Raw genomic sequence first — 18,649 nt, 5'->3', positions numbered from 1 at the left:
TTACAATGAATCCAATGAAAAAGCTAATTGACCGGCTATCGGCATTCCAACTGATTGCTCTTTATTATTTTCTCGCTGTCACAGTCTCATTCATTCTTCTGAGTCTACCAGTGGCTCACAAAGAAGGAGTGAAATGGACATTTATAGATGCGCTATTTACGGCAGTCAGTGCTGTGAGTGTCACAGGTCTTACCGTTGTGAATACCTCGCAGACATTTAGCGTAACTGGAATGTGGATTCTTGCTTTTGTTTTGCAAATTGGCGGAATCGGAATTATGACACTCGGAACTTTTGTTTGGCTTGTGAGGCGAAAGCGGATAGGAATAAAAGAAAGAAAGCTGATTATGGCAGACCAAAACCAAAGCAACTTATCAGGAATCGTTAAATTGATGAAACAGGTCTTATATTTGATTTTACTCATTGAGTTTTTAGGCGGTCTGATTTTAAGTGTGTATTTTCTTAAATATTACGACATGCAAGAGGCCTTTTTACATGGCTTCTTCTCAAGTATTAGTGCAACGACCAATGGCGGTTTTGATATTACAGGGAATTCATTAATACCATATAAAGATGATTATTTCGTTCAATTTATTACGATGCTACTGATCATCTTCGGTGCTATCGGGTTTCCGGTGCTCGTTGAAGTGAAGGATTTTTTATTTAATCAAGATCGAAAGCATGCATCATTTTCGTTATTTACAAAAATCACGACCATTACGTTTGGCGGACTTGTTGTTGTTGGAGCATTAGGGATATATGCACTTGAAGCCCGTTTTACCTTCCTTGGAAAGAGCTGGCATGAAATTTTGTTTTATTCCTTATTTCAATCAACAGCAACAAGAAGCGGTGGTCTTTCGACATTAGACATTACACAACTGACAGAGCCGACGCTTTTATTTTTATGTATGCTGATGTTTATCGGGGCATCTCCAAGCTCGGTTGGGGGCGGAATTCGGACAACGACATTTGCGCTTAACATACTCGCTCTTTTTCACTTTGCCCGAGGAAATAAATCGATTAAAATTTTCAAAAGGGAACTGCATCATGCGGATATTTACAAATCGCTGATGGTGACCATGATGGCCTTTATTTTAGTTTTTGGGGCAACGTTTCTTTTGACATTGTCAGAGCACAACTCGCTTCTTGAAAATTTATTTGAAGTTTGTTCTGCATTTGGAACAACGGGATTATCACTTGGTATTACGTCTCATCTCACTGTATTTGGAAAGTGCATCATCATGATGGTGATGTTTATCGGTAGAATTGGGATTCCGAGCTTTTTATACTTAATTGGGCGGAGAGAAAGCGAAGCAAATTATCATTATCCGAAAGAGCGTGTGATCATCGGATAAACAGCATTCTCATGGATAGCTTCAGATGTGTTCAAAGGGCTAAAATGATGTTTAATTTAGCCCTTTGTTTTTTTAGTTGAAATTTAGGAAAACACGATTCTAGTTGTCCTAAGCGAATTCTAATTTGTGAACACCAGCGCGCAAGGCTCTGACAAAGAATATGTGGGTTGTCCTGCATATGTAGCATTCTAGAAATGCTTTTTTATTTTCCATTATATAACTGTCTAAATTGAAGTTGATGTTCACATTCTATAAATAAGAGGTGAATGAGACGTGCTGGAAGTGTTATGGAAAGCAATCGTCATGCTGTTAGTTGGAACCATGCTACTGAGAATAGCAGGACCTAAATCCATTAGCCAATTAACTGTACAACAAACCGTGATTATGATTTCGATTGGGTCGATAATCATTCAACCTTTTATTGAGCATAATTTACTTGAAACGATTTATGCAGCGACCATCTTTATTGTTGCACTCATTATTATGGAAAAGCTGTCGATTCAATTTGATTTTTTTGAAAAACTTGTTTCAGGAAAATCTGTGGTGATTTTACAAAATGGAGAAATACTGGATCAAAAACTGAAAAAAACGCGGCTTACAAGGGACCAATTCAAAATGCGTCTAAAACAGCAAGGAATTTCCGATATCAGCAGTCTCAAAAAAGCGACGCTAGAAGCGAATGGTCAAATCGGCTACGAGCTGAAACCAGAAGAAAAACCCATCACAGTGAAGCAAATGAAAGAACTATTCGAACAATTAAAAGAAGACCTAAACACGTCAAAAAAGGACTGATTGTAGTGAAAAGAAAAGCAGCGAAAAATGAAGCGTTGACAAATAATATGACGCCAACAGAAAGCATGGCAAGTGACAATGGACAAACTCAATTTGATGAACAATCAATTGACAGGCAAGCAAACCGAAACTCTCATCAAGGAAAACAAGGGGGGAGCATCTCATGACGAAAAAGCATGTAAAAAGTAAGGATTTGCAGGAACATAAAAAACCGATGAATCCAGACGTCTTAGAAGAGGAATTTGGCAGTGAGTTTGGAGATGTGAACAGCAGCAAGTGGTTTGAAACCTTCATGAAGCCAAAGAAAGATTCTTCGTGTAATCACGAAAAAAGTGAACAGTAAACAACCCTCTTTCCTTGAGAAAAAGGGTTTGTTTTCTTTTCAACATGAATTGAAAACCCTTGAAGTCTAGGAAGACCCGAGCTACTTGTGCGGAGGAGTGAGCCAGCCGCAGATCTGAATACGAATGCAAGGGTTTGTCTACACGCTGAAACGATCTTTAACGGATCGTTTTTTTATTTGATATAGCTGCTTTGCCTTTCTGTAATGGTTCTTATGATATTTGTCATTTTGAGTTCGATTATTGGTTGAGAGACGGTTTTGACAAATGTACTAGAAAGGGTGACGGTCAATAATATGGTTAGCAGTAATAGAATGAGTACACTTGCCGCATTAAATGCCCAATCATCAAACCATGTCGTTCTTAAAAGCTTAATGACAAATCCATGCAATAAATACACATATAAAGTTCTCGTACCCCATTTTGTAAAGAAGAAATGGCGAGTCGGGACTAAAGCAAAAAAGCTAAATGTCGCTGCAAATGCAAGCATGTACCATGCCATTCGTTTGATTGCGGCAATCACACCTTCATCCCCGAGTGAAGAATACGACTGTGACCCGAATAAGAAAGAATAATCGAATTCGTAAAAGAAACAAAACAGAAAGACACCAAGTAGCACAAGAAGTGCCGTTATTTTACCAGTACTCGTCCGGATGAACTCAAAGTGTTGCTTCTTTAAATAAAAACCAGCTAAAAACATCGGTAGAAAAACAAACGTACGGGATAAGCTGAGCGTGTTACTAATGCTGTCAATATACCCGACAAGTAATGCAGTCAATAAACTGACGATCATCGCCCAGTAGAATTGCAACTTGGAAAAAGGAATGAGTAGTAAATTCCAAAAGAATAAACTAATTAAAAACCATAAAGACCAGTGCGGCTCCATCGGGTTTAAGCTCGACATGCTTTGATCCTGGAGTAAATAATCGTACAAAGAATAAATCACCTGGAAAATAAAATATGGGATGATCAGCTTAAGTGCGACCTTTTTTATAAAACCAGGTTTTCTAAATCCTTTCGCAAAGTAACCAGATATCAAAATAAATGCAGGCATATGAAATGTATAGATAAACTTGTATAAATAGAGCATCCAATCATGATCATGGATGAATGACCGTAACAAATGACCAAAAACGACTAAAATAATGAGAAGAAATTTTGCATTATCAAAATAACGATCTCGAGAAGCTGCCATAACATCACCTTTCCCACTTTATTTTTCTATGAGCACTGTTCCCTCATTCGCCCCATTCTAAAAGACAGTTTTGCTCATTTCACCATTTGATTTGAAATTGTAGAATGGTTGTAAAAGAAGAGTAAGAATAGAGAACCATTCTATAATCGTGTCATTCAAATGAAATAAATTGAGGCTCTTCGTTCAAAAAGTTTTCTTTTTTATGAGTCGAATGAAGGAACAATGAAAAGATTGTAGAAATACTCGTAGAGGAATCAGGCTGGAAAAGGAGTGTAAGAGAATGACTGAAACGCTCGATGACAATCAATTCATGACTGCAGGAGATATCAGAAAATTACAAAAAGAAAATGAGTATTTGCGAAATGAGCTGACGCAGCAGGAAATGCTGTTAAATAAGGCGTTAGATGCCATCTTTATATTCGATCAGCAGCTCAACATCATCCAAGCCAATGAAGCAACGTGCAGGCTTGTACAGACACCGAAAGAAGACCTCCTCAATAAATCCGTTCTTGATTTCCTATATGGCATCCCTGAAAATAGAATTGAATGTTCATTAGAGACTTTTTTTCGAAAAGGCACATTAAAAAAAGAAATCTCAATCCAGCTAGAAAATGGAGAGACGAAATACATTGAATTTTTTGCAGAACATGATGAATTGAATCACCAATATATCGTCGTCATGCGAGATGTTTCTTCAAAGAAAATCTTAGAGCGCGAACGCTCCATGAATGAGCAACTGTTTAAGGATTTGTTTGATCGAGCAATTGATGGTATGGTCATATTTGATCAAGATGGTTGCATGATTGATGCAAACCACTCTTTTTGTCAGAGCTTTGAGCTCAAAAAGACAGATTTAACAGACCGTTATTTAAATGATTTTGTAGAAAAACAAAATCAATCGGCTTTACAGCACTTATTCATGTCATTGAAGGAAACGGGCAAAGCAAAGGGAGAGCTCCCTGTTACACTTCAATCCGGTAAGCAAAAAATATTTGAACTGACCATTACTTCAAATGTTATGAGCGGTTTTTATATGTCCATCATGCGAGATATTACAGAAAAAAGATTAATGGAAGAAAAGCTATTAAAAAGCGAAGAACGTTTTAGAGAAATTTTCGAAAATGCGATGGATGCCATTATCATATGGGCGGACGATGGCGAGATTGTGAGAGCCAATGAATCAGCCTGTCGTATTTTTGAATTACCTATGCATATGCTGATTGGTCAGAAACTAACCGATTTCCTGGTGAAATCTGATAAGAGGTACAGACCTACAAGAAGACGATATATGAGAAATCATGAAATACGGGAAGAACTTCTATTTAGAATGGCGAATGGTCAATTTAAGGAGCTTGAATTTACATCGAAGCATGCGGTATTAGAAGGGCAGCATTTAACAATTTTACGTAATGTCAGTGATAGAAAGCGAATGGAGCAGGAATTGCGTGAAAGCGAGCTGAAATTCCGTAAAGTGTTTAATGGTTCAATGGATGGGATTGTTCTTTTTGACAATCAATATCGCATTATTGATGTCAATCCCTCTGCTAGTGAGTTACTCGGACTGATAGATGGCCAATTAACTGAAATGAATCTTCTCCATATTCTTGCACCTTATCAAATTGAAAATTTGGCACAGCCAGCACAGGCTATATCATTAGATGAAATAGATAATGAAGTTCCATTTGTGCTGAACCACGCTGATCAGCGCATACTAGAGTTTTCATTTAAACGCAACATTATTCATAATATGAATCTTGCCATTTTTAGAGATGTGACGGAACGAAAGGAATTAGAAGAACGAGTCAGAAAATCGGATACACTTCATGTAGTCGGAGAGCTTGCAGCCGGAATTGCACATGAAATTAGAAACCCAATGACAGCATTAAAAGGATTCATTCAGCTATTAAAAGGAAACATAGAAGGGGAATATTCACTCTACTTCAATGTCATTACCTCAGAGCTAAAAAGAATTGAATCGATTATTACTGAATTCTTAATTTTGGCGAAGCCGCAGGCAATTGTTTATGAAGAAAAAAATGTGGTGCAAATTATAAAAGACACGATGGATCTGCTTCACGCACAAGCCAATCTCGGCAATGTCCAAATGCACTTGAACGTCTTGGGTGAAATCCCGCTTATCTACTGTGAACAAAATCAATTAAAACAAGTTTTCATTAATATTTTAAAAAATGCGATTGAAGTGATGCCGCAGAAAGGGAATGTGTACGTCAGCATTAAACGAAAAGGTGAGGATCATATTGTCATTTCATTTAGAGATGAGGGATGTGGAATGGCAGAGGATAAGCTGAAGCGGCTTGGAGAACCATTTTATACAACGAAAGAGAGAGGGACTGGGCTAGGTTTGATGGTTAGCTACAAAATCATTGAAGAACATCAAGGAACCATTGAGGTGGAGAGCGAGGAAGGAGTGGGGACTGTGTTCCATCTCACTTTACCGCTTAGACAAAAGCGACAAGAAGGAGCGCATTAATGTGAATTATACAGTCTTCAACGCACCGATTGGTGAAGTATACATACTAGAGAAAGATCGTGTCATCATAGAAGTATTGTTTGATGACGAGCCGTTTTTAGCAAAACAACGAACATCAGAAATAATAAAAGAAGAGACACCCGTATTAATAGAAGCGAAAAGACAGCTTGATGAGTATTTTAACAGAGAGCGAAAAGTCTTTACTCTTCCGCTCAAACAAGAAGGGTCACCATTTCAAAAGCAAGTATGGGAAGCACTCTCGACGATTCCGTACGGTGAATCAAAGAGCTATGCTGATATTGCGGAAGCAATCGGGAATCCAAAGGCAGTAAGAGCGATTGGACAAGCCAATCGGCGAAATGCACTGCCAATTTTCATCCCGTGTCATCGTGTCATTGGGAAAGACCGATCACTGACTGGCTATGCAGGAAGTAAAACGGATATGAAAGCCGTCCTGCTTGAATTAGAAGGAATCCCATTTGTAAAAAAATAAATCAATTGACCTGTTCCAAATGTTCGCATGCGACATATCCTTTCATTAAGCTAAAAATGTTGGCTTTGGGAAAAGGAGGTCGTCATGATGTTATGGGGAAAGAAAGGTAAAATGTATGCAATGACGTCACTATGTGTCAAATTGAATGTCTTAACAGAGGAACAAAAGAAAGAAATATTAGCTAAAACGCTACAAACAAAAAAGCACGGTGCTCTTAAACGGTAAGAACACGGTGCTTTTTCTTTTAGAGAGATATATTTTCAGTGAAAAGAGCATTAATTTCCTCTGTATAATTGGATGTGATGATTCCTTTCTCTGTAATGATACCTGAAATGAGTTGATGCGGTGTGACATCAAAGGCAGGATTAAATACCTGTACATCTTCTGGTGCAATTTGCACACCATTTAATTCTTTCACTTCCAGCGGATCACGTTCCTCAATGGGGATATCTGACCCATGATCGATTGACATATCAAAGGTCGAGAGAGGTGCCGCCACAAAAAATGGAATCTGAAAATGTTTGGCAAGTATGGCTAGACCTAAAGTGCCGATTTTATTAGCCGTATCGCCATTTCGGGCGATTCGATCAGCCCCAACAATAAGAGCAGAAATTTGTTTTTCTTTCATCGTATGAGCTGCCATGTTATCTGTAATGAGTGTCACGTCGACACCGCCCTGCATCAATTCCCATGTCGTCAGTCGAGCTCCTTGCAAGACAGGACGAGTCTCACAAGCATAAATATGAAGATCAAGATTTTTCTTTTTGGCTAAATAAAAAGGAGCAAGCGCTGTTCCGTAACGGCTAGTGGCGATGGAGCCTGCATTACAAATGGTCATGATTCGGTCACCAGACGTAAAGAGCTGGAGTGCATTTTGACCGATTTGGCGACATATTTCTTCATCTTCAATTTGAATCTGAATGGCTTCATGGACAAGATCTGTTTTGGCTGCATTGACCGAAGCGGCACGCTCAATTCGCTGAAAAAGTCTGTCTAAAGCCCATGCAAGATTAACGGCTGTTGGACGAGACCGATTGAAATATTCCTTCAAGCCGATCACTTCTTCTTTGAAGACATCAATATCTTCTGTGTCAATATCTTGAGCACTTAGCGCCAGCCCAAAAGCAGCTGTAATCCCAATAGCAGGTGCTCCGCGCACTTTTAATGTCACAATCGCATCGTAGACATCTTCCTTCGTATATAAATGCTCAAATACAGTTTCAGCCGGTAATTTTTGTTGGTTTAAAATTTTAATGTTGTTTCCTTCCCATTCGACTGAACGGGGGACTTCAAAATCTTTTCTCAATACCCGTCACTCCTTTACAAATTGTTGGAATAATGCGACGAGGTCGGACGCTGTTTCGACTGCACAAGATTGTTTGATGAATGTTTTTCCTAGTGTAAGTGCTGCTTTTTTCTGAGTGAGACGTTTGGCTGGTGATGAAATCGCATCAAGATCGGCAGCATGTGCGAGTCCAATCGTTCGACGAACGAGTTCACAGCCGGCAAATCCGGTCGCTTCTTTTAAGATACGGTCAAATGTTTTTTCTAAAAAGCTGTCTGACACGCTAAATGCTTCAATGCTGTCTTCTTTCCATGCTTTAGTGAAAACCTCTTTGAACGTAGCCCAAACATTTTCAACATGGTCAAAAAGTGGCTGTTGATCTTTTTTGTTTTCACGAGATAAAGCATTTAAGAGCAAGTTCGCTATAAATTGTCCAATATCGAATCCAAATGGACCGTAAAAAGCGAACTCTGGATCAATCACCTTTGTTTCATGATCGCTCGCAAATATACTGCCTGTATGAAGATCTCCATGGACAAGTGTTTCAGCCGAGGTCAAAAAGATCCGCTTCAGCTCTGCTGCTTTGGCCTGCAATTCTAAATCTGCCCATAGTTTTTCAACTTCTTCTCTTAACTCCTTTTCAAAGTCATTTGTTTCACTATTGAAGAAAGGATCCGTAAAGACAAGCTTTTCTGTTATGTCACAAAGATCGGGGTTTGTGAACTGCTTAACATACTGTTTTTTGATTTTAGGATTTGTTGCAAAGTCAGATGTATAAAAAAGTGTTTTACCTAAAAATTCTCCAACATGATCTGATAAGTGCGGATAGTTTTTTCCGGCAATTAGCCCTTTTCTGACGATTTCTAGGTGTGAAAGGTCTTCCATTGCAGTGACAGCAAGAGTTGTATCAGAATAATAGACTTCTGGTACAAGATGTGGTACGTATTCAGATTGTTTAATGAGCGCGGCACTTTCAATTCTTGCGCGATCTAATGTAAGTGGCCAGCTTTCCCCAACGACCTTTGCGTAAGGTAAGGCCTGCTTGAGAATGAGTCCTTTTTGATGTTTGTGATCAAAGATATGAAAGACATAATTTAAATTTCCGTCGCCAATTTCAGTACATGTCAAATGGCTGCTTTCCTGTATTAAACCTAGTCTAATGGCAAGTGCAACAGCCGAGCTCTCTGTTAATTCTTCGTATGATGCCGTAAGTGTTACCAATTGCTTCCCCTCCAAATCATATAAAAAACCTCTTTCTCCCGAGAGAAAGAGGCTTGATAGTGAACTATGTGTTCAAAGCCCCTCTTATCTCTCAGCACATACGTCTGATGGAATTAGCACCGTGCCCTACAAGACAATTGTCTTGGCGCTTATATTGCTACGCCCCACTTCACAATGGTATTAACGGTCGGTTGCTGTTGGGGTCAAAAGGCCAATTCCCTCGCCCAACTCTCGATAAGAGAAATCAATATGTAATTGTTCAATTCATGTACGCATTTCTTAATTCAAGATATTATCAGAGCGACTCTTCGCATGTCAATCTTTTTTCAAAATTGCTTTACAATTCATAAAACAATCCATTACAGTGAGTGTATTGTCATGTAACTTGAATAGAAGGTGAAAATATGGAATTCCAACAATCAGATGTTTTGAAAAAATTGCCTGAACAGTTTTTTGCTTCGCTCGTTCAAAAAGTCCAAAAGAAACTTCAGGCTGGGGCAGATGTGATTAATTTAGGACAGGGAAATCCTGATCAGCCGACACCGCCGCATATTGTCAAAGCAATGCAAGCAGCGGTTGAGAAGCCAGAGAATCACCAATACTCCTCATTTCGTGGAACAGCGAAGCTAAAGAAGGCGGCCGCTGCATTTTATCTAAGAGAATATGGCGTCACGCTAGATCCTGAGACTGAGATTGCAATTTTATTTGGCGGTAAGGCGGGACTGGTTGAGTTGCCACAATGTTTACTGAATCCTGGAGATACTGTGCTAGTCCCAGACCCAGGCTACCCTGATTATTGGTCAGGCGTAGTGCTCGCTGGAGCTGAAATGGTCACAATGCCGCTTCTTGAAGAAAATGATTTTTTGCCTAATTATGATCTATTGTCAAATGATCATAAGGAAAAAGCAAAATTGATGTACTTAAATTATCCAAACAATCCGACTGGCGCTATTGCAAGTCGTGCGTTCTTTGAAAAAACCATTCATCTAGCGAAAGATCACAATATTTGTGTTGTCCATGATTTTGCTTATGGCGCCATCGGATTTGATGGAGAAAAGCCAATCAGCTTTTTACAAACGAACGGAGCAAAAGAGACGGGGATTGAAATCTATACATTTTCAAAAACTTATAATATGGCAGGCTGGCGAGTTGGTTTTGCAGCAGGAAATCCATCTGTAATAGAAGCCATTGAGCTTTTTCAGGACCATATGTTTGTTTCACTTTTTAAGGCGACTCAAGATGCAGCGGCAGAGGCTCTATTAAGTGATCAAACCTGTGTGCAAGTGCAAAATGATCGATACGAGAAAAGACGAAATACATGGATTAATGCAATCAGAGAGATCGGCTGGGAGGTACGTGCACCAAAGGGCTCTTTTTTTGCATGGTTAAAGGTGCCTGAAGGTTATACATCTGAATCCTTTTCTGACTTGTTATTAGAGAAAGTGCATGTTGCAGTTGCGCCGGGAAACGGCTTTGGTCTTCATGGTGAAGGCTATGTCAGAGTCGGGCTTTTGACAAGTGAGGAGCGGTTAAAGGAAGCAGCTAAACGGATTGCTTCATTGCGTCTATTTGAAAAAAAGTCATTGACAACATAAAAAAACGATGCGATAATTCAGGCAATATTTAAGAAAATTGAATATTCTTATCAAGAGTAGGCAGAGGGACTAGCCCAATGAAGCCCGGCAACCGACTTCCAAGAAGCACGGTGCTAATTCTTGCAGCAGGCGCTGAGAGATAAGATTCAGATGAATGAAACGAAACCTCTTTATGGCGCTACCCTAGCACTTGAAGAGGTTTTTTTATTGAACATATAGAGGACGCGATAGAAAGGGGATTCCTAGTGAGTGAATTACTAGCAACATATGTATTAACACACCAAAAGGATGAACAAATTGACCAGAAAGCAGAGCAAATCGCACTTGGATTAACGGTCGGATCATGGACGGATTTGCCGCAATTAAAGAAGGATCAACTAAAAAAACATAAAGGCCGCGTGATCGAAGTAAAGGAAAAATCTGTGCGAGAAAATGGTCTTGTTCAATCAGAAGTGACAATTGGTTATCCTGAAGCCAATTTTTCGACTGATTTACCAGCCGTTTTGACGACTATTTTTGGGAAGCTTTCACTTGATGGGAAAGTGAAGCTTGCCGACATAGAATTTTCGACAGCGTTTAAGCGAAGCCTACCTGGACCGGTGTTTGGAATTGAGGGCATACGAAGCAAACTGAATGCTTTTGAACGGCCGCTTTTAATGAGTATTTTTAAAGGTGTGATCGGTCGTGATATGCAGGATTTAAAGGAACAGCTTCGTTTGCAGGCTTTAGGCGGTGTTGACTTAATCAAAGATGACGAAATTTTATTTGAAAACCCATTGACGCCATTTGAAGAACGTATCAAAGAAGGAAAAAAGATCCTAAATGAAACGTATGAAGAGACAGGACGCCGCACGCTTTATGCAGTCAATTTAACTGGCAGAACCTTTGACTTGAAAGATCGAGCTCGAAAAGCAGTTGAACTCGGAGCAGATGCGCTATTATTCAATGTATTTGCTTACGGACTTGATGTGATGCAGAGCTTAGCGGAAGACCAAGAGATTCATGTACCCATCATGGCGCATCCAGCGGTGAGCGGTGCATTTACATCATCTCCTGATTATGGATTCTCGCATTCTCTTCTTTTAGGTAAATTAAATCGATATGCTGGTGCCGATTTTAGCCTTTTTCCATCTCCTTATGGGTCAGTCGCACTTCCGAAAGAAGATGCACGAGGCATCTATGAAGCTTGCGTGAAAGAGGACACTGTTCAAAAAACATTCCCTGTTCCATCAGCGGGTATTCATCCAGGAATGGTGCCGCTATTAATCAGAGATTTTGGGTTAGATCATGTGATCAATGCAGGCGGAGGTATCCATGGACATCCGCGCGGAGCCATCGGTGGAGGAAAAGGATTTAGATCAATGATCGCCGCTGTTTTAAGTGGTGAGCCAATAGAAGAGAAGGCGTCATCTTGTCAAGATTTAAAAGCAGCACTTGATCTTTGGGGAAGGGTAGCAGATTAAATGAAAAAGCCAATTGTATGTTGTGATTTTGACGGTACGATTACAACAAATGATAATATTATTCGCATTATGAAGCAGTTTGCTCCAAGTGAATGGACGCAACTGAAAGATGGCGTCCTGTCAAAGGAGATCACGGTCAAAGAAGGCGTCGGACGCATGTTTCGTTTATTGAATAGTGATCAGAAGGAAACCATTCAGTCGTTTATTTTACATGATACAAACATTCGAGAAGGCTTCGAACAATTTGTCGCTTATTTAAAAAAAGCAGAGATTCCCTTTTATGTCTTAAGCGGCGGTATGGACTTTTTTGTGTATCCTGTACTCGAAGGCATTGTGGAAAAAGAACACATTTATTGTAATCACGCGTCGTTTAAGGAAGAGAACATTCAAATTGAATGGCCTCATGCCTGTGATTCACAATGTCAAAATGATTGTGGCTGCTGTAAGCCATCGATTATTCGAAAGCTCGCACATGAGAATGATTTCATTGTCATGATTGGAGATTCAGTGACAGATATTGAGGCAGCAAAATGTGCTGATCTGACGTTTGCTCGTGATTATTTGCTGAATGAATGTAGAAATCTGGGCCTCATACATAAAGAATATGAAACATTTGTTGATGTGAAAGCGCAATTTGTTCAAATAAAGGAAGTGAAAAAATGGCAGATGCAAAGAGCAAACGGTGGCAAGAGCTAGCTGACGTCAAACGTGAACTGGCAGCAAGAGACTGGTTTTACGGAACAAGCGGCAATTTATCTATTAAGGTGTCGGATGAGCCAATGACTTTTTTGGTGACGGCAAGCGGAAAAGATAAACGAAAAGAAACAGACGAAGATTTTGTGCTTGTTGATGAAACGGGTCAGCCGTATGAGCCAAATCAAAAGCTTAAACCTTCTGCCGAAACGTTGCTTCATACTTATTTATATCGGCGGACAAAAGCAGGTTGCTGTCTCCATGTCCACACAATTGATAATAATGTCATTTCTGAGTTGTACGGAGACGAAGGAGAAATTCGTTTTAAGGGAAACGAAATCATCAAAGCGCTCGGTTATTGGGAAGAGGATGCACAAGTCTCTATCCCTATTATTGAAAACCCGGCTCATATTCCGCAGCTTGCTGAACGATTTGCAGAGCACCTCACAGAGGGCATGGAGTCAGGGGCTGTACTCATTCGGAATCATGGAATTACGGTTTGGGGAAAGACAGCATTTGAAACAAAGCGGATGTTAGAGGCATACGAATTTTTATTTAGCTATCATTTAAAATTAAAGCTTTATAAGACGCAGTTTGTGAAATAAAAAGGAGGAGAGACATATGGCTACCATTTATATTCATAACGAAGAGAAAACACTACTTGAGAACGAGCAAGAGGTTGCTGCTTATTTAGAAAAACAAGGTGTCATTTATGAACATTGGAATATTGATAAGTTACCAAGCCATTTATCAGAAAAGTATGATTTAACGGATGAGGAAAAAGCCGAAATTTTGTCCGTTTTTAAAGACGAAATTCAAAGCATTTCAGAGCGAAGAGGGTACAAAGCACAAGATGTCATTTCATTATCTGATGCGACACCTAATCTAGATGAGCTGCTTCAAAACTTTAAGCGCGAGCATCATCATACAGATGACGAAGTGCGATTTATTGTGAGCGGCCATGGTATTTTTGCAATTCAAGGAAAGGATGGTGTATTTTTTGAGGTGAGATTAAATCCAGGAGATTTAATTTCTGTTCCTCCTAATACCCGTCACTACTTTACACTACAAGAGGACCGCAAAGTGGTCGCAGTTCGCATATTTGTCACAACTGAAGGATGGGTTCCGATTTACAAAGAAGAAACGGTCTAATTCAAGAGCTGATCATTCCGCTAGGACGGAAGGTCAGTTTTTTTTATGAAAATAGACATAAAATGAGAAGATGATAGTTGATTTTGAACTTCTGCATAGGATAAAATTCTGTTTAATCAATGTGTCAGTCCTGTCCAAATTTGAAGTTTACCCCCAAAAATGATTGGGTAAAAGGTCTTTAGACTGTGAAAAATTAAATCAAATCAGCTTATTTAATTTAATTTACAAATAAAGTATAATTTTGGTGTTAGCGATTTAAAACGTAAACAGACGAATTCACTTCGGGAGCTGAGATCATGAATATCTATGTAAGGAAAGAAAAGCTATTGATGTCAATCGATGAAAAGAGAAAACAAATGGTAGAAGTTGCTCAAGTAGAAGGATATACAGGCGAAACGACGATTAAATATAGTCAAGAGCTGGACAACCTGATGAATGAGTATCAGCACCTTCTTTTTCATGAGAAGCAATCTGTTGCATCCTTTCATGATATTGTGTGCCAAATGAGCCTCCTATCTGTGAATCGTCCCTCTTATTGACATAAAAAAACCGGTCTTGCATCAGGCAAAACCGGCTGAAAACCTAAGCTATGCTGAGTGAGCGGAAGGGAGCATAATCATGACCGTCGTTCCTTTGTTCACTTCACTATGTATATCGATTGTCCCGCCATACATGGAAATGATTCGTTTACAAACGACAAGCCCAAGACCTGTCCCTTTTTCCTTCGAAGTAATAAATGGGAGGAATATATGCTTTAGCATCTCTTCTGGAATTCCTTCACCCGTATCTTTCACTTTAATGATGACATGTTCTTTTTCAGCCTCGATTATAATCTTCAAATGACCGCCATTTGGCATCGCTTCTAAAGAGTTTTTTGCTACATTCAATACGACTTGTTTAATATGATCCTTAGTACAAAAAACACCAACATCTTGTATTGTATTGATCTGCAAATCGACCTCAACATTATAAAGATTGGCCTCTGAAAAAACAATCGGCATAATCTCACTCACAATTTCTTTCACGGAGTTCATTTGCCATTTTTCTGCAGTTGGTTTTCCTAATACGAGAAATTCACTCACGATCTGATTGATGCGTTTAATTTCTTCCTCTATCACAGAAAAATAAAGCTGATCTTCTTCTGAATGGTACTTCTTTTGGAGTAGCTGTATAAAACCGCTAATGCCTGTTAATGGATTACGGATTTCGTGAGCCGTACTTGCCGCAAGTGTTCCAATCAACTCAAGCTTTTGTGCTTCATTTTGATGACGTTCCTGCTGGGTTTGCCGCCTTAAAATGAAATATTGGACAAGTGTGAATAAAATATTTAATAAAATAAATACACTGGATAAGGGGAACAGCATAACAGACAAAACTTCACCTGTTGTAGCACGTTGCGGAAAAACCTCAAGCTTCCAACTATTTTCATCTAAATAAGTAGACACTGTACTGCCGTTTCCTGATGCTGGCGGTGGACCGCTTGTAAACACAACATGTCCATTTTGATTGAGCATCTTAAAATGAAGCTCTGGGTTTAATACATTCATGATATTTCTTAAATAATCAATTTGAATCGCTGCTACAAGAACATTGGTGACATTCTCGTTTTCATCCAATACAGGTACACAAATGGAGAGAATAGGTTGCTTTGTAATTCTACTCACATAGTTATCTGTAATCACTGTCTGTTTTGTTACTAGAATTTGCTTAAAGTAATCTCTAAAGGATAAATTGATTTTTTCTTTTAATGGAGTTGTACTAGCTGTTACATCTCCTTTTTTGTTTAAGAGATACAGACCTGAAAAGCGTGGTTCTTGTTTATAAATTTTCTCTAAGATGTGCTGTACTTTCTTAGGATCCAGCGGCTGATCAAATCCCATTGCAAGTGATGTCAATCTCGCTTCTGTCTCACTAATTAAATAATTCATTTGATTCTTGTGAATATTTAACATAAGTGTAGCGGTTTGTTTGTTTTTTAAATCAATTTTTTCAGTTTCTTTTTCGTAGATAAAATAACTAATAATTAGGGTTGGAATCATCACCAAAAGAAGGTACAGTCTGATTTTCTTCCAAAACCCTTTCAGTATACTCATCATTCATCGCTCCAACGTATTACCTAATAGACTTATTATAGCATTGAACCTATCTTTATTACGAAAACTTGTGTAAATTAAAAAAATTAGGTGATTCGTTATGGTCTGATTTTCATGCATTTATTGATCAAGATGTTGACATTTTACTTATTGTTTATTAAGGTCACATTAGTGGGTTGCATTTTATAAAGGATGATAAAAAATGACGAATAATCATGTTGAGAAATCTTTGAAATTATTTATTGTATTATCACGTGCCTATCGCTCAATTAATCACCATATGAATAAACATATTGTGAAGCACGGTCTAAATCAGACTGAGTTTGCCGTTCTGGAATTACTTTATCATAAAGGCGATCAGCCGCTTCAGCAAATCGGTGATAAGATACTGCTCGCAAGCGGAAGTATTACGTATGTGGTAGACAAATTGGAGAAAAAAGAACTCCTTAGTCGTAAGGCTTGTGCTGAAGACCGCAGGGTGACATTTGCGCATATTACTGAAAAGGGACGAGCTTTACTTGACGACATTTTTCCAGATCATGCGAAAGAAATACATGAAATGATCAGTGTATTAAGTGAAGAAGAGAAGGATGCCTGTATCAATATGCTGAAAAATGTAGGACTGCATGCTAAACATTTATATGACCATAAAGAATAACACAAAATAAAAAGGAAGCCTGCATGCAGCTTCCTTTCAGCGTGTAGACAAACCCTCGCATTTCGTTGTCAGATTCTCGAGCGCTGGTGCTCACGAATTTCATTTCGCTCCGCACAAGTAACTCGGGTCTTCCTAGACTTCAAGGGTTTTCAATTCACGATGAAAAGGACAAAGGGCTAAAATAAAAACCATTTTAGCCCTTTGCCAACAATCTGAGGAAGCCGGTGGCTTCTTTTTTTATTTAGCTTTTTTCTCGATCGGTAAAATGAGTACTTCTACACGTCTATTTTTACTTCTGCCTTCTGCTGTGTCATTTGAAGCAATTGGCTTAAATTCGCCATAGCCTTTTGTACTGAAATTTTCTTGGTTTAGATGACTGTTCTCAAGTAGAATATTTAAAAAGTTAACAGCACGAATGGCACTCAAATACCAGTTGGATTTAAACTCTGAATTTCTAATGGGTACATTATCTGTATGTCCGCTAATGACAATATCACGTGCTGGATTAATGACGAGTAGCTTTGAAATTTCTCTTGCAAGTGGAACATCTTGTGACCGAATGTCAGCTCGACCTGAATCGAAGAAAATACTGTCTTCAATGGTAATCAACAGACCTTCATCAGTTAGCTTTGTTTCGAGCTTAGAGCCAAGCTTTTTTTTAGCAATAAATGTATCCACTTGCTTTTTGACCTTTGTTAAGACTGCCTGATCTCGTGCTTTTGCTCTGGCTTCTTCGTCATCTTCTGCAAACTTTTTGGTTTCGTTGCTGTTTTCAATTTCCTCTGTGTTTTGCATACTTGATTGATCCATTACACCGGTACCACCAGTAAATACAACATTGAAAGATTTGGCCATCTGTTCATATTTTGCAACGTCAATTGAACTTGAAGCGAACAAAACAATAAAGAGGGCAAGAAGAAGCGTAAGAAGATCAGCGTAAGGGATTAGCCAAGACTCATCTACATGTTCATCATGATCATGTTTTTTACGTTTCCTAGCCATTCTGTTTTTCTCCTTCTTCAATGACGATATTTGCGCGTTCTTTTGCCGGTAAGTACATCAGTAGCTTTTGCTCAATAACTTTAGGAGATTGCCCTTCAAGGACAGAAAGAATGCCTTCGACCATGATGAGGCGAAGCTTGACTTCTTCTTTCGATTTTCGCTTTAATTTGTTTGCAAACGGGTGCCATAAAACATAACCTGTAAAAATCCCAAGCAAAGTTGCGACGAAGGCAGCACTAATGGCATGTCCAAGTTTTTCAATATCACCCATGTTTGCAAGTGCGGCGATCAAACCAACGACAGCGCCAAGTACCCCAAGAGTAGGGGCATATGTACCTGCTTGTGTGAAGATTAGTGCACCTGACTGATGTCTTTCTGCCATCGCATCCACTTCTTCTGTTAAAACGTCTCGAATAAATTCAGCGCTTTGACCATCAACTGCCATGCTTAATCCGTTCTTTAAAAACTCATCATCGACTTCTTCAAGATTTGCTTCTAACGCTAAAAGACCTTCACGACGAGCCACTTGAGCCCAGTTTGAAAAAAGAGGGATCATCTCTTGAATGGTTGGAAGATTATGATCTTTGAAAAGCTTACCAAATAATTTAGGTGTTTTTTTAATTTCACCTGATGGGAAGGCGATCACAACAGCTGCAATCGTCCCAACAATAATAATTAATATAGCCGCTGGGTTGATAAGAGCGGTTAGACTGACACCTTTCAAAACCATACCGAAGCCAAGTGCAATAAATGCTAAAATAATACCAATTAACGATGTTTTGTCCATTATCTCACCAAATCCTTTAACTATCTTTTTCTATAG

20 protein-coding genes and 2 riboswitches are annotated in these 18,649 nt (G+C 39.0%); of the genes, 14 read left to right on the top strand and 6 right to left on the bottom strand.

Annotated features, from left to right (window positions below; all coding sequences use genetic code 11):
• Positions 1-14: 14 nt before the first annotated feature.
• The 4 genes from ABVJ71_RS05665 (at position 15) to ABVJ71_RS05650 (ending at position 2,487) form a co-directional block, all read left to right on the top strand.
• Positions 15-1,352 (top strand): TrkH family potassium uptake protein, encoded by a 1,338-nt coding sequence (locus ABVJ71_RS05665; RefSeq protein ID WP_353856574.1) that lies wholly within the window; start codon positions 15-17, stop codon positions 1,350-1,352.
• Positions 1,353-1,625: 273 nt separating this feature from the next.
• Positions 1,626-2,144 carry a YetF domain-containing protein gene (locus ABVJ71_RS05660; protein WP_353856010.1) on the top strand — a complete coding sequence of 173 codons (519 nt, stop codon included), beginning with the start codon at positions 1,626-1,628 and terminating at the stop codon, positions 2,142-2,144.
• 5 nt (positions 2,145-2,149) lie between these two features.
• Complete coding sequence (locus tag ABVJ71_RS05655; protein ID WP_353856009.1) at positions 2,150-2,311, top strand: hypothetical protein; 162 nt, start codon at positions 2,150-2,152, stop codon at positions 2,309-2,311.
• On the top strand, positions 2,308-2,487 hold the full coding sequence (locus ABVJ71_RS05650; protein WP_353856008.1) for a hypothetical protein: 180 nt from the start codon (positions 2,308-2,310) through the stop codon (positions 2,485-2,487). The genes ABVJ71_RS05655 and ABVJ71_RS05650 overlap by 4 nt, the downstream gene beginning before the upstream one ends.
• Positions 2,488-2,660: 173 nt before the next feature.
• Here the strand turns inward: ABVJ71_RS05650 and ABVJ71_RS05645 are convergent, their stop codons facing one another.
• Positions 2,661-3,680 carry an acyltransferase family protein gene (locus ABVJ71_RS05645; RefSeq protein ID WP_353856007.1) on the bottom strand — a complete coding sequence of 340 codons (1,020 nt, stop codon included), beginning with the start codon at positions 3,678-3,680 and terminating at the stop codon, positions 2,661-2,663.
• 280 nt (positions 3,681-3,960) lie between these two features.
• Here ABVJ71_RS05645 and ABVJ71_RS05640 point away from each other — a divergent pair, with 280 nt between their 5' ends.
• The 3 genes from ABVJ71_RS05640 (at position 3,961) to ABVJ71_RS05630 (ending at position 6,889) form a co-directional block, all read left to right on the top strand.
• Positions 3,961-6,171, top strand: a complete 2,211-nt coding sequence (locus tag ABVJ71_RS05640; protein ID WP_353856006.1) for a PAS domain S-box protein — start codon at positions 3,961-3,963, stop codon at positions 6,169-6,171.
• Position 6,172: 1 nt separating this feature from the next.
• Positions 6,173-6,664, top strand: coding sequence for a methylated-DNA--[protein]-cysteine S-methyltransferase (locus tag ABVJ71_RS05635; protein ID WP_353856005.1), 492 nt, complete (start codon positions 6,173-6,175; stop codon positions 6,662-6,664).
• Positions 6,665-6,748: 84 nt separating this feature from the next.
• On the top strand, positions 6,749-6,889 hold the full coding sequence (locus tag ABVJ71_RS05630; protein WP_353856004.1) for a hypothetical protein: 141 nt from the start codon (positions 6,749-6,751) through the stop codon (positions 6,887-6,889).
• A 19-nt stretch (positions 6,890-6,908) separates the two neighbouring features.
• On the opposite strand, the gene mtnA is transcribed toward ABVJ71_RS05630, so the two are convergent.
• Positions 6,909-7,970 (bottom strand): S-methyl-5-thioribose-1-phosphate isomerase, encoded by a 1,062-nt coding sequence (mtnA, locus tag ABVJ71_RS05625; RefSeq protein WP_353856003.1) that lies wholly within the window; start codon positions 7,968-7,970, stop codon positions 6,909-6,911.
• A gap of 6 nt (positions 7,971-7,976) precedes the next feature.
• Positions 7,977-9,170, bottom strand: coding sequence for an S-methyl-5-thioribose kinase (mtnK, locus tag ABVJ71_RS05620; RefSeq protein WP_353856002.1), 1,194 nt, complete (start codon positions 9,168-9,170; stop codon positions 7,977-7,979).
• 81 nt (positions 9,171-9,251) lie between these two features.
• Positions 9,252-9,411, bottom strand: a riboswitch (SAM riboswitch).
• Positions 9,412-9,574: 163 nt separating this feature from the next.
• Between mtnK and ABVJ71_RS05615 the strand changes: the two genes are divergently transcribed.
• The 6 genes from ABVJ71_RS05615 (at position 9,575) to ABVJ71_RS05590 (ending at position 14,612) form a co-directional block, all read left to right on the top strand.
• The gene (locus tag ABVJ71_RS05615; protein WP_353856001.1) at positions 9,575-10,765 is read left to right on the top strand and encodes a pyridoxal phosphate-dependent aminotransferase; all 1,191 of its coding nucleotides are present in this window, start codon (positions 9,575-9,577) and stop codon (positions 10,763-10,765) included.
• Between the two features lie 44 nt (positions 10,766-10,809).
• Positions 10,810-10,911, top strand: a riboswitch (SAM riboswitch).
• Positions 10,912-11,010: 99 nt separating this feature from the next.
• A complete protein-coding gene (mtnW, locus tag ABVJ71_RS05610; RefSeq protein WP_353856000.1) occupies positions 11,011-12,228 on the top strand; it encodes a 2,3-diketo-5-methylthiopentyl-1-phosphate enolase in 1,218 nt (405 codons plus the stop codon).
• Entirely contained in the window at positions 12,229-12,924 is a 696-nt protein-coding gene (locus ABVJ71_RS05605; RefSeq protein ID WP_353855999.1) for a 2-hydroxy-3-keto-5-methylthiopentenyl-1-phosphate phosphatase, read from the top strand.
• Positions 12,888-13,526, top strand: a complete 639-nt coding sequence (locus tag ABVJ71_RS05600; protein ID WP_353855998.1) for a methylthioribulose 1-phosphate dehydratase — start codon at positions 12,888-12,890, stop codon at positions 13,524-13,526. Before ABVJ71_RS05605 ends, ABVJ71_RS05600 begins: the two co-directional genes overlap by 37 nt.
• 16 nt (positions 13,527-13,542) lie before the next feature.
• On the top strand, positions 13,543-14,073 hold the full coding sequence (locus tag ABVJ71_RS05595) for a cupin domain-containing protein (RefSeq protein WP_353855997.1): 531 nt from the start codon (positions 13,543-13,545) through the stop codon (positions 14,071-14,073).
• Between the two features lie 296 nt (positions 14,074-14,369).
• Positions 14,370-14,612 carry an aspartyl-phosphate phosphatase Spo0E family protein gene (locus ABVJ71_RS05590; protein WP_353855996.1) on the top strand — a complete coding sequence of 81 codons (243 nt, stop codon included), beginning with the start codon at positions 14,370-14,372 and terminating at the stop codon, positions 14,610-14,612.
• A 48-nt stretch (positions 14,613-14,660) separates the two neighbouring features.
• Here the strand turns inward: ABVJ71_RS05590 and gerPC are convergent, their stop codons facing one another.
• Entirely contained in the window at positions 14,661-16,166 is a 1,506-nt protein-coding gene (gene gerPC / locus ABVJ71_RS05585; RefSeq protein ID WP_353856573.1) for a spore germination protein GerPC, read from the bottom strand.
• 202 nt (positions 16,167-16,368) lie between these two features.
• On the opposite strand from gerPC, the gene ABVJ71_RS05580 reads away from it, so the two are divergent.
• Positions 16,369-16,824, top strand: a complete 456-nt coding sequence (locus ABVJ71_RS05580) for a MarR family transcriptional regulator (protein ID WP_353855995.1) — start codon at positions 16,369-16,371, stop codon at positions 16,822-16,824.
• 237 nt (positions 16,825-17,061) lie between these two features.
• Here the strand turns inward: ABVJ71_RS05580 and motB are convergent, their stop codons facing one another.
• Both motB and motA read right to left on the bottom strand, forming a co-directional pair.
• Positions 17,062-17,826 carry a flagellar motor protein MotB gene (gene motB, locus ABVJ71_RS05575; RefSeq protein ID WP_353855994.1) on the bottom strand — a complete coding sequence of 255 codons (765 nt, stop codon included), beginning with the start codon at positions 17,824-17,826 and terminating at the stop codon, positions 17,062-17,064.
• Complete coding sequence (gene motA / locus ABVJ71_RS05570; protein WP_353855993.1) at positions 17,819-18,613, bottom strand: flagellar motor stator protein MotA; 795 nt, start codon at positions 18,611-18,613, stop codon at positions 17,819-17,821. Before motA ends, motB begins: the two co-directional genes overlap by 8 nt.
• Positions 18,614-18,649: the final 36 nt, after the last annotated feature.

This window comes from Bacillus sp. Bos-x628 (assembly GCF_040500475.1).
GTDB classification, from domain to species: Bacteria; Bacillota; Bacilli; order Bacillales; family Bacillaceae; genus Bacillus; species Bacillus maqinnsis.
Note: the sequence above shows the minus strand (reverse complement) of the source record. Positions and strands in the feature narration are given on the sequence as shown.

Coding starts and splice junctions, on each gene's coding strand:
- ABVJ71_RS05665 (WP_353856574.1), top strand. CDS start 15: ATGAAAAAGCTAATTGACCGGCTATCGGCATTCCAACTGATTGCTCTT.
- ABVJ71_RS05650 (WP_353856008.1), top strand. CDS start 2,308: ATGACGAAAAAGCATGTAAAAAGTAAGGATTTGCAGGAACATAAAAAA.
- ABVJ71_RS05645 (WP_353856007.1), bottom strand. CDS start 3,680: ATGGCAGCTTCTCGAGATCGTTATTTTGATAATGCAAAATTTCTTCTC.
- ABVJ71_RS05640 (WP_353856006.1), top strand. CDS start 3,961: ATGACTGAAACGCTCGATGACAATCAATTCATGACTGCAGGAGATATC.
- ABVJ71_RS05630 (WP_353856004.1), top strand. CDS start 6,749: ATGATGTTATGGGGAAAGAAAGGTAAAATGTATGCAATGACGTCACTA.
- ABVJ71_RS05615 (WP_353856001.1), top strand. CDS start 9,575: ATGGAATTCCAACAATCAGATGTTTTGAAAAAATTGCCTGAACAGTTT.
- ABVJ71_RS05605 (WP_353855999.1), top strand. CDS start 12,229: ATGAAAAAGCCAATTGTATGTTGTGATTTTGACGGTACGATTACAACA.
- ABVJ71_RS05600 (WP_353855998.1), top strand. CDS start 12,888: ATGGCAGATGCAAAGAGCAAACGGTGGCAAGAGCTAGCTGACGTCAAA.
- ABVJ71_RS05595 (WP_353855997.1), top strand. CDS start 13,543: ATGGCTACCATTTATATTCATAACGAAGAGAAAACACTACTTGAGAAC.
- ABVJ71_RS05590 (WP_353855996.1), top strand. CDS start 14,370: ATGAATATCTATGTAAGGAAAGAAAAGCTATTGATGTCAATCGATGAA.
- gerPC (WP_353856573.1), bottom strand. CDS start 16,166: ATGAGTATACTGAAAGGGTTTTGGAAGAAAATCAGACTGTACCTTCTT.
- ABVJ71_RS05580 (WP_353855995.1), top strand. CDS start 16,369: ATGACGAATAATCATGTTGAGAAATCTTTGAAATTATTTATTGTATTA.
- motB (WP_353855994.1), bottom strand. CDS start 17,826: ATGGCTAGGAAACGTAAAAAACATGATCATGATGAACATGTAGATGAG.
- motA (WP_353855993.1), bottom strand. CDS start 18,613: ATGGACAAAACATCGTTAATTGGTATTATTTTAGCATTTATTGCACTT.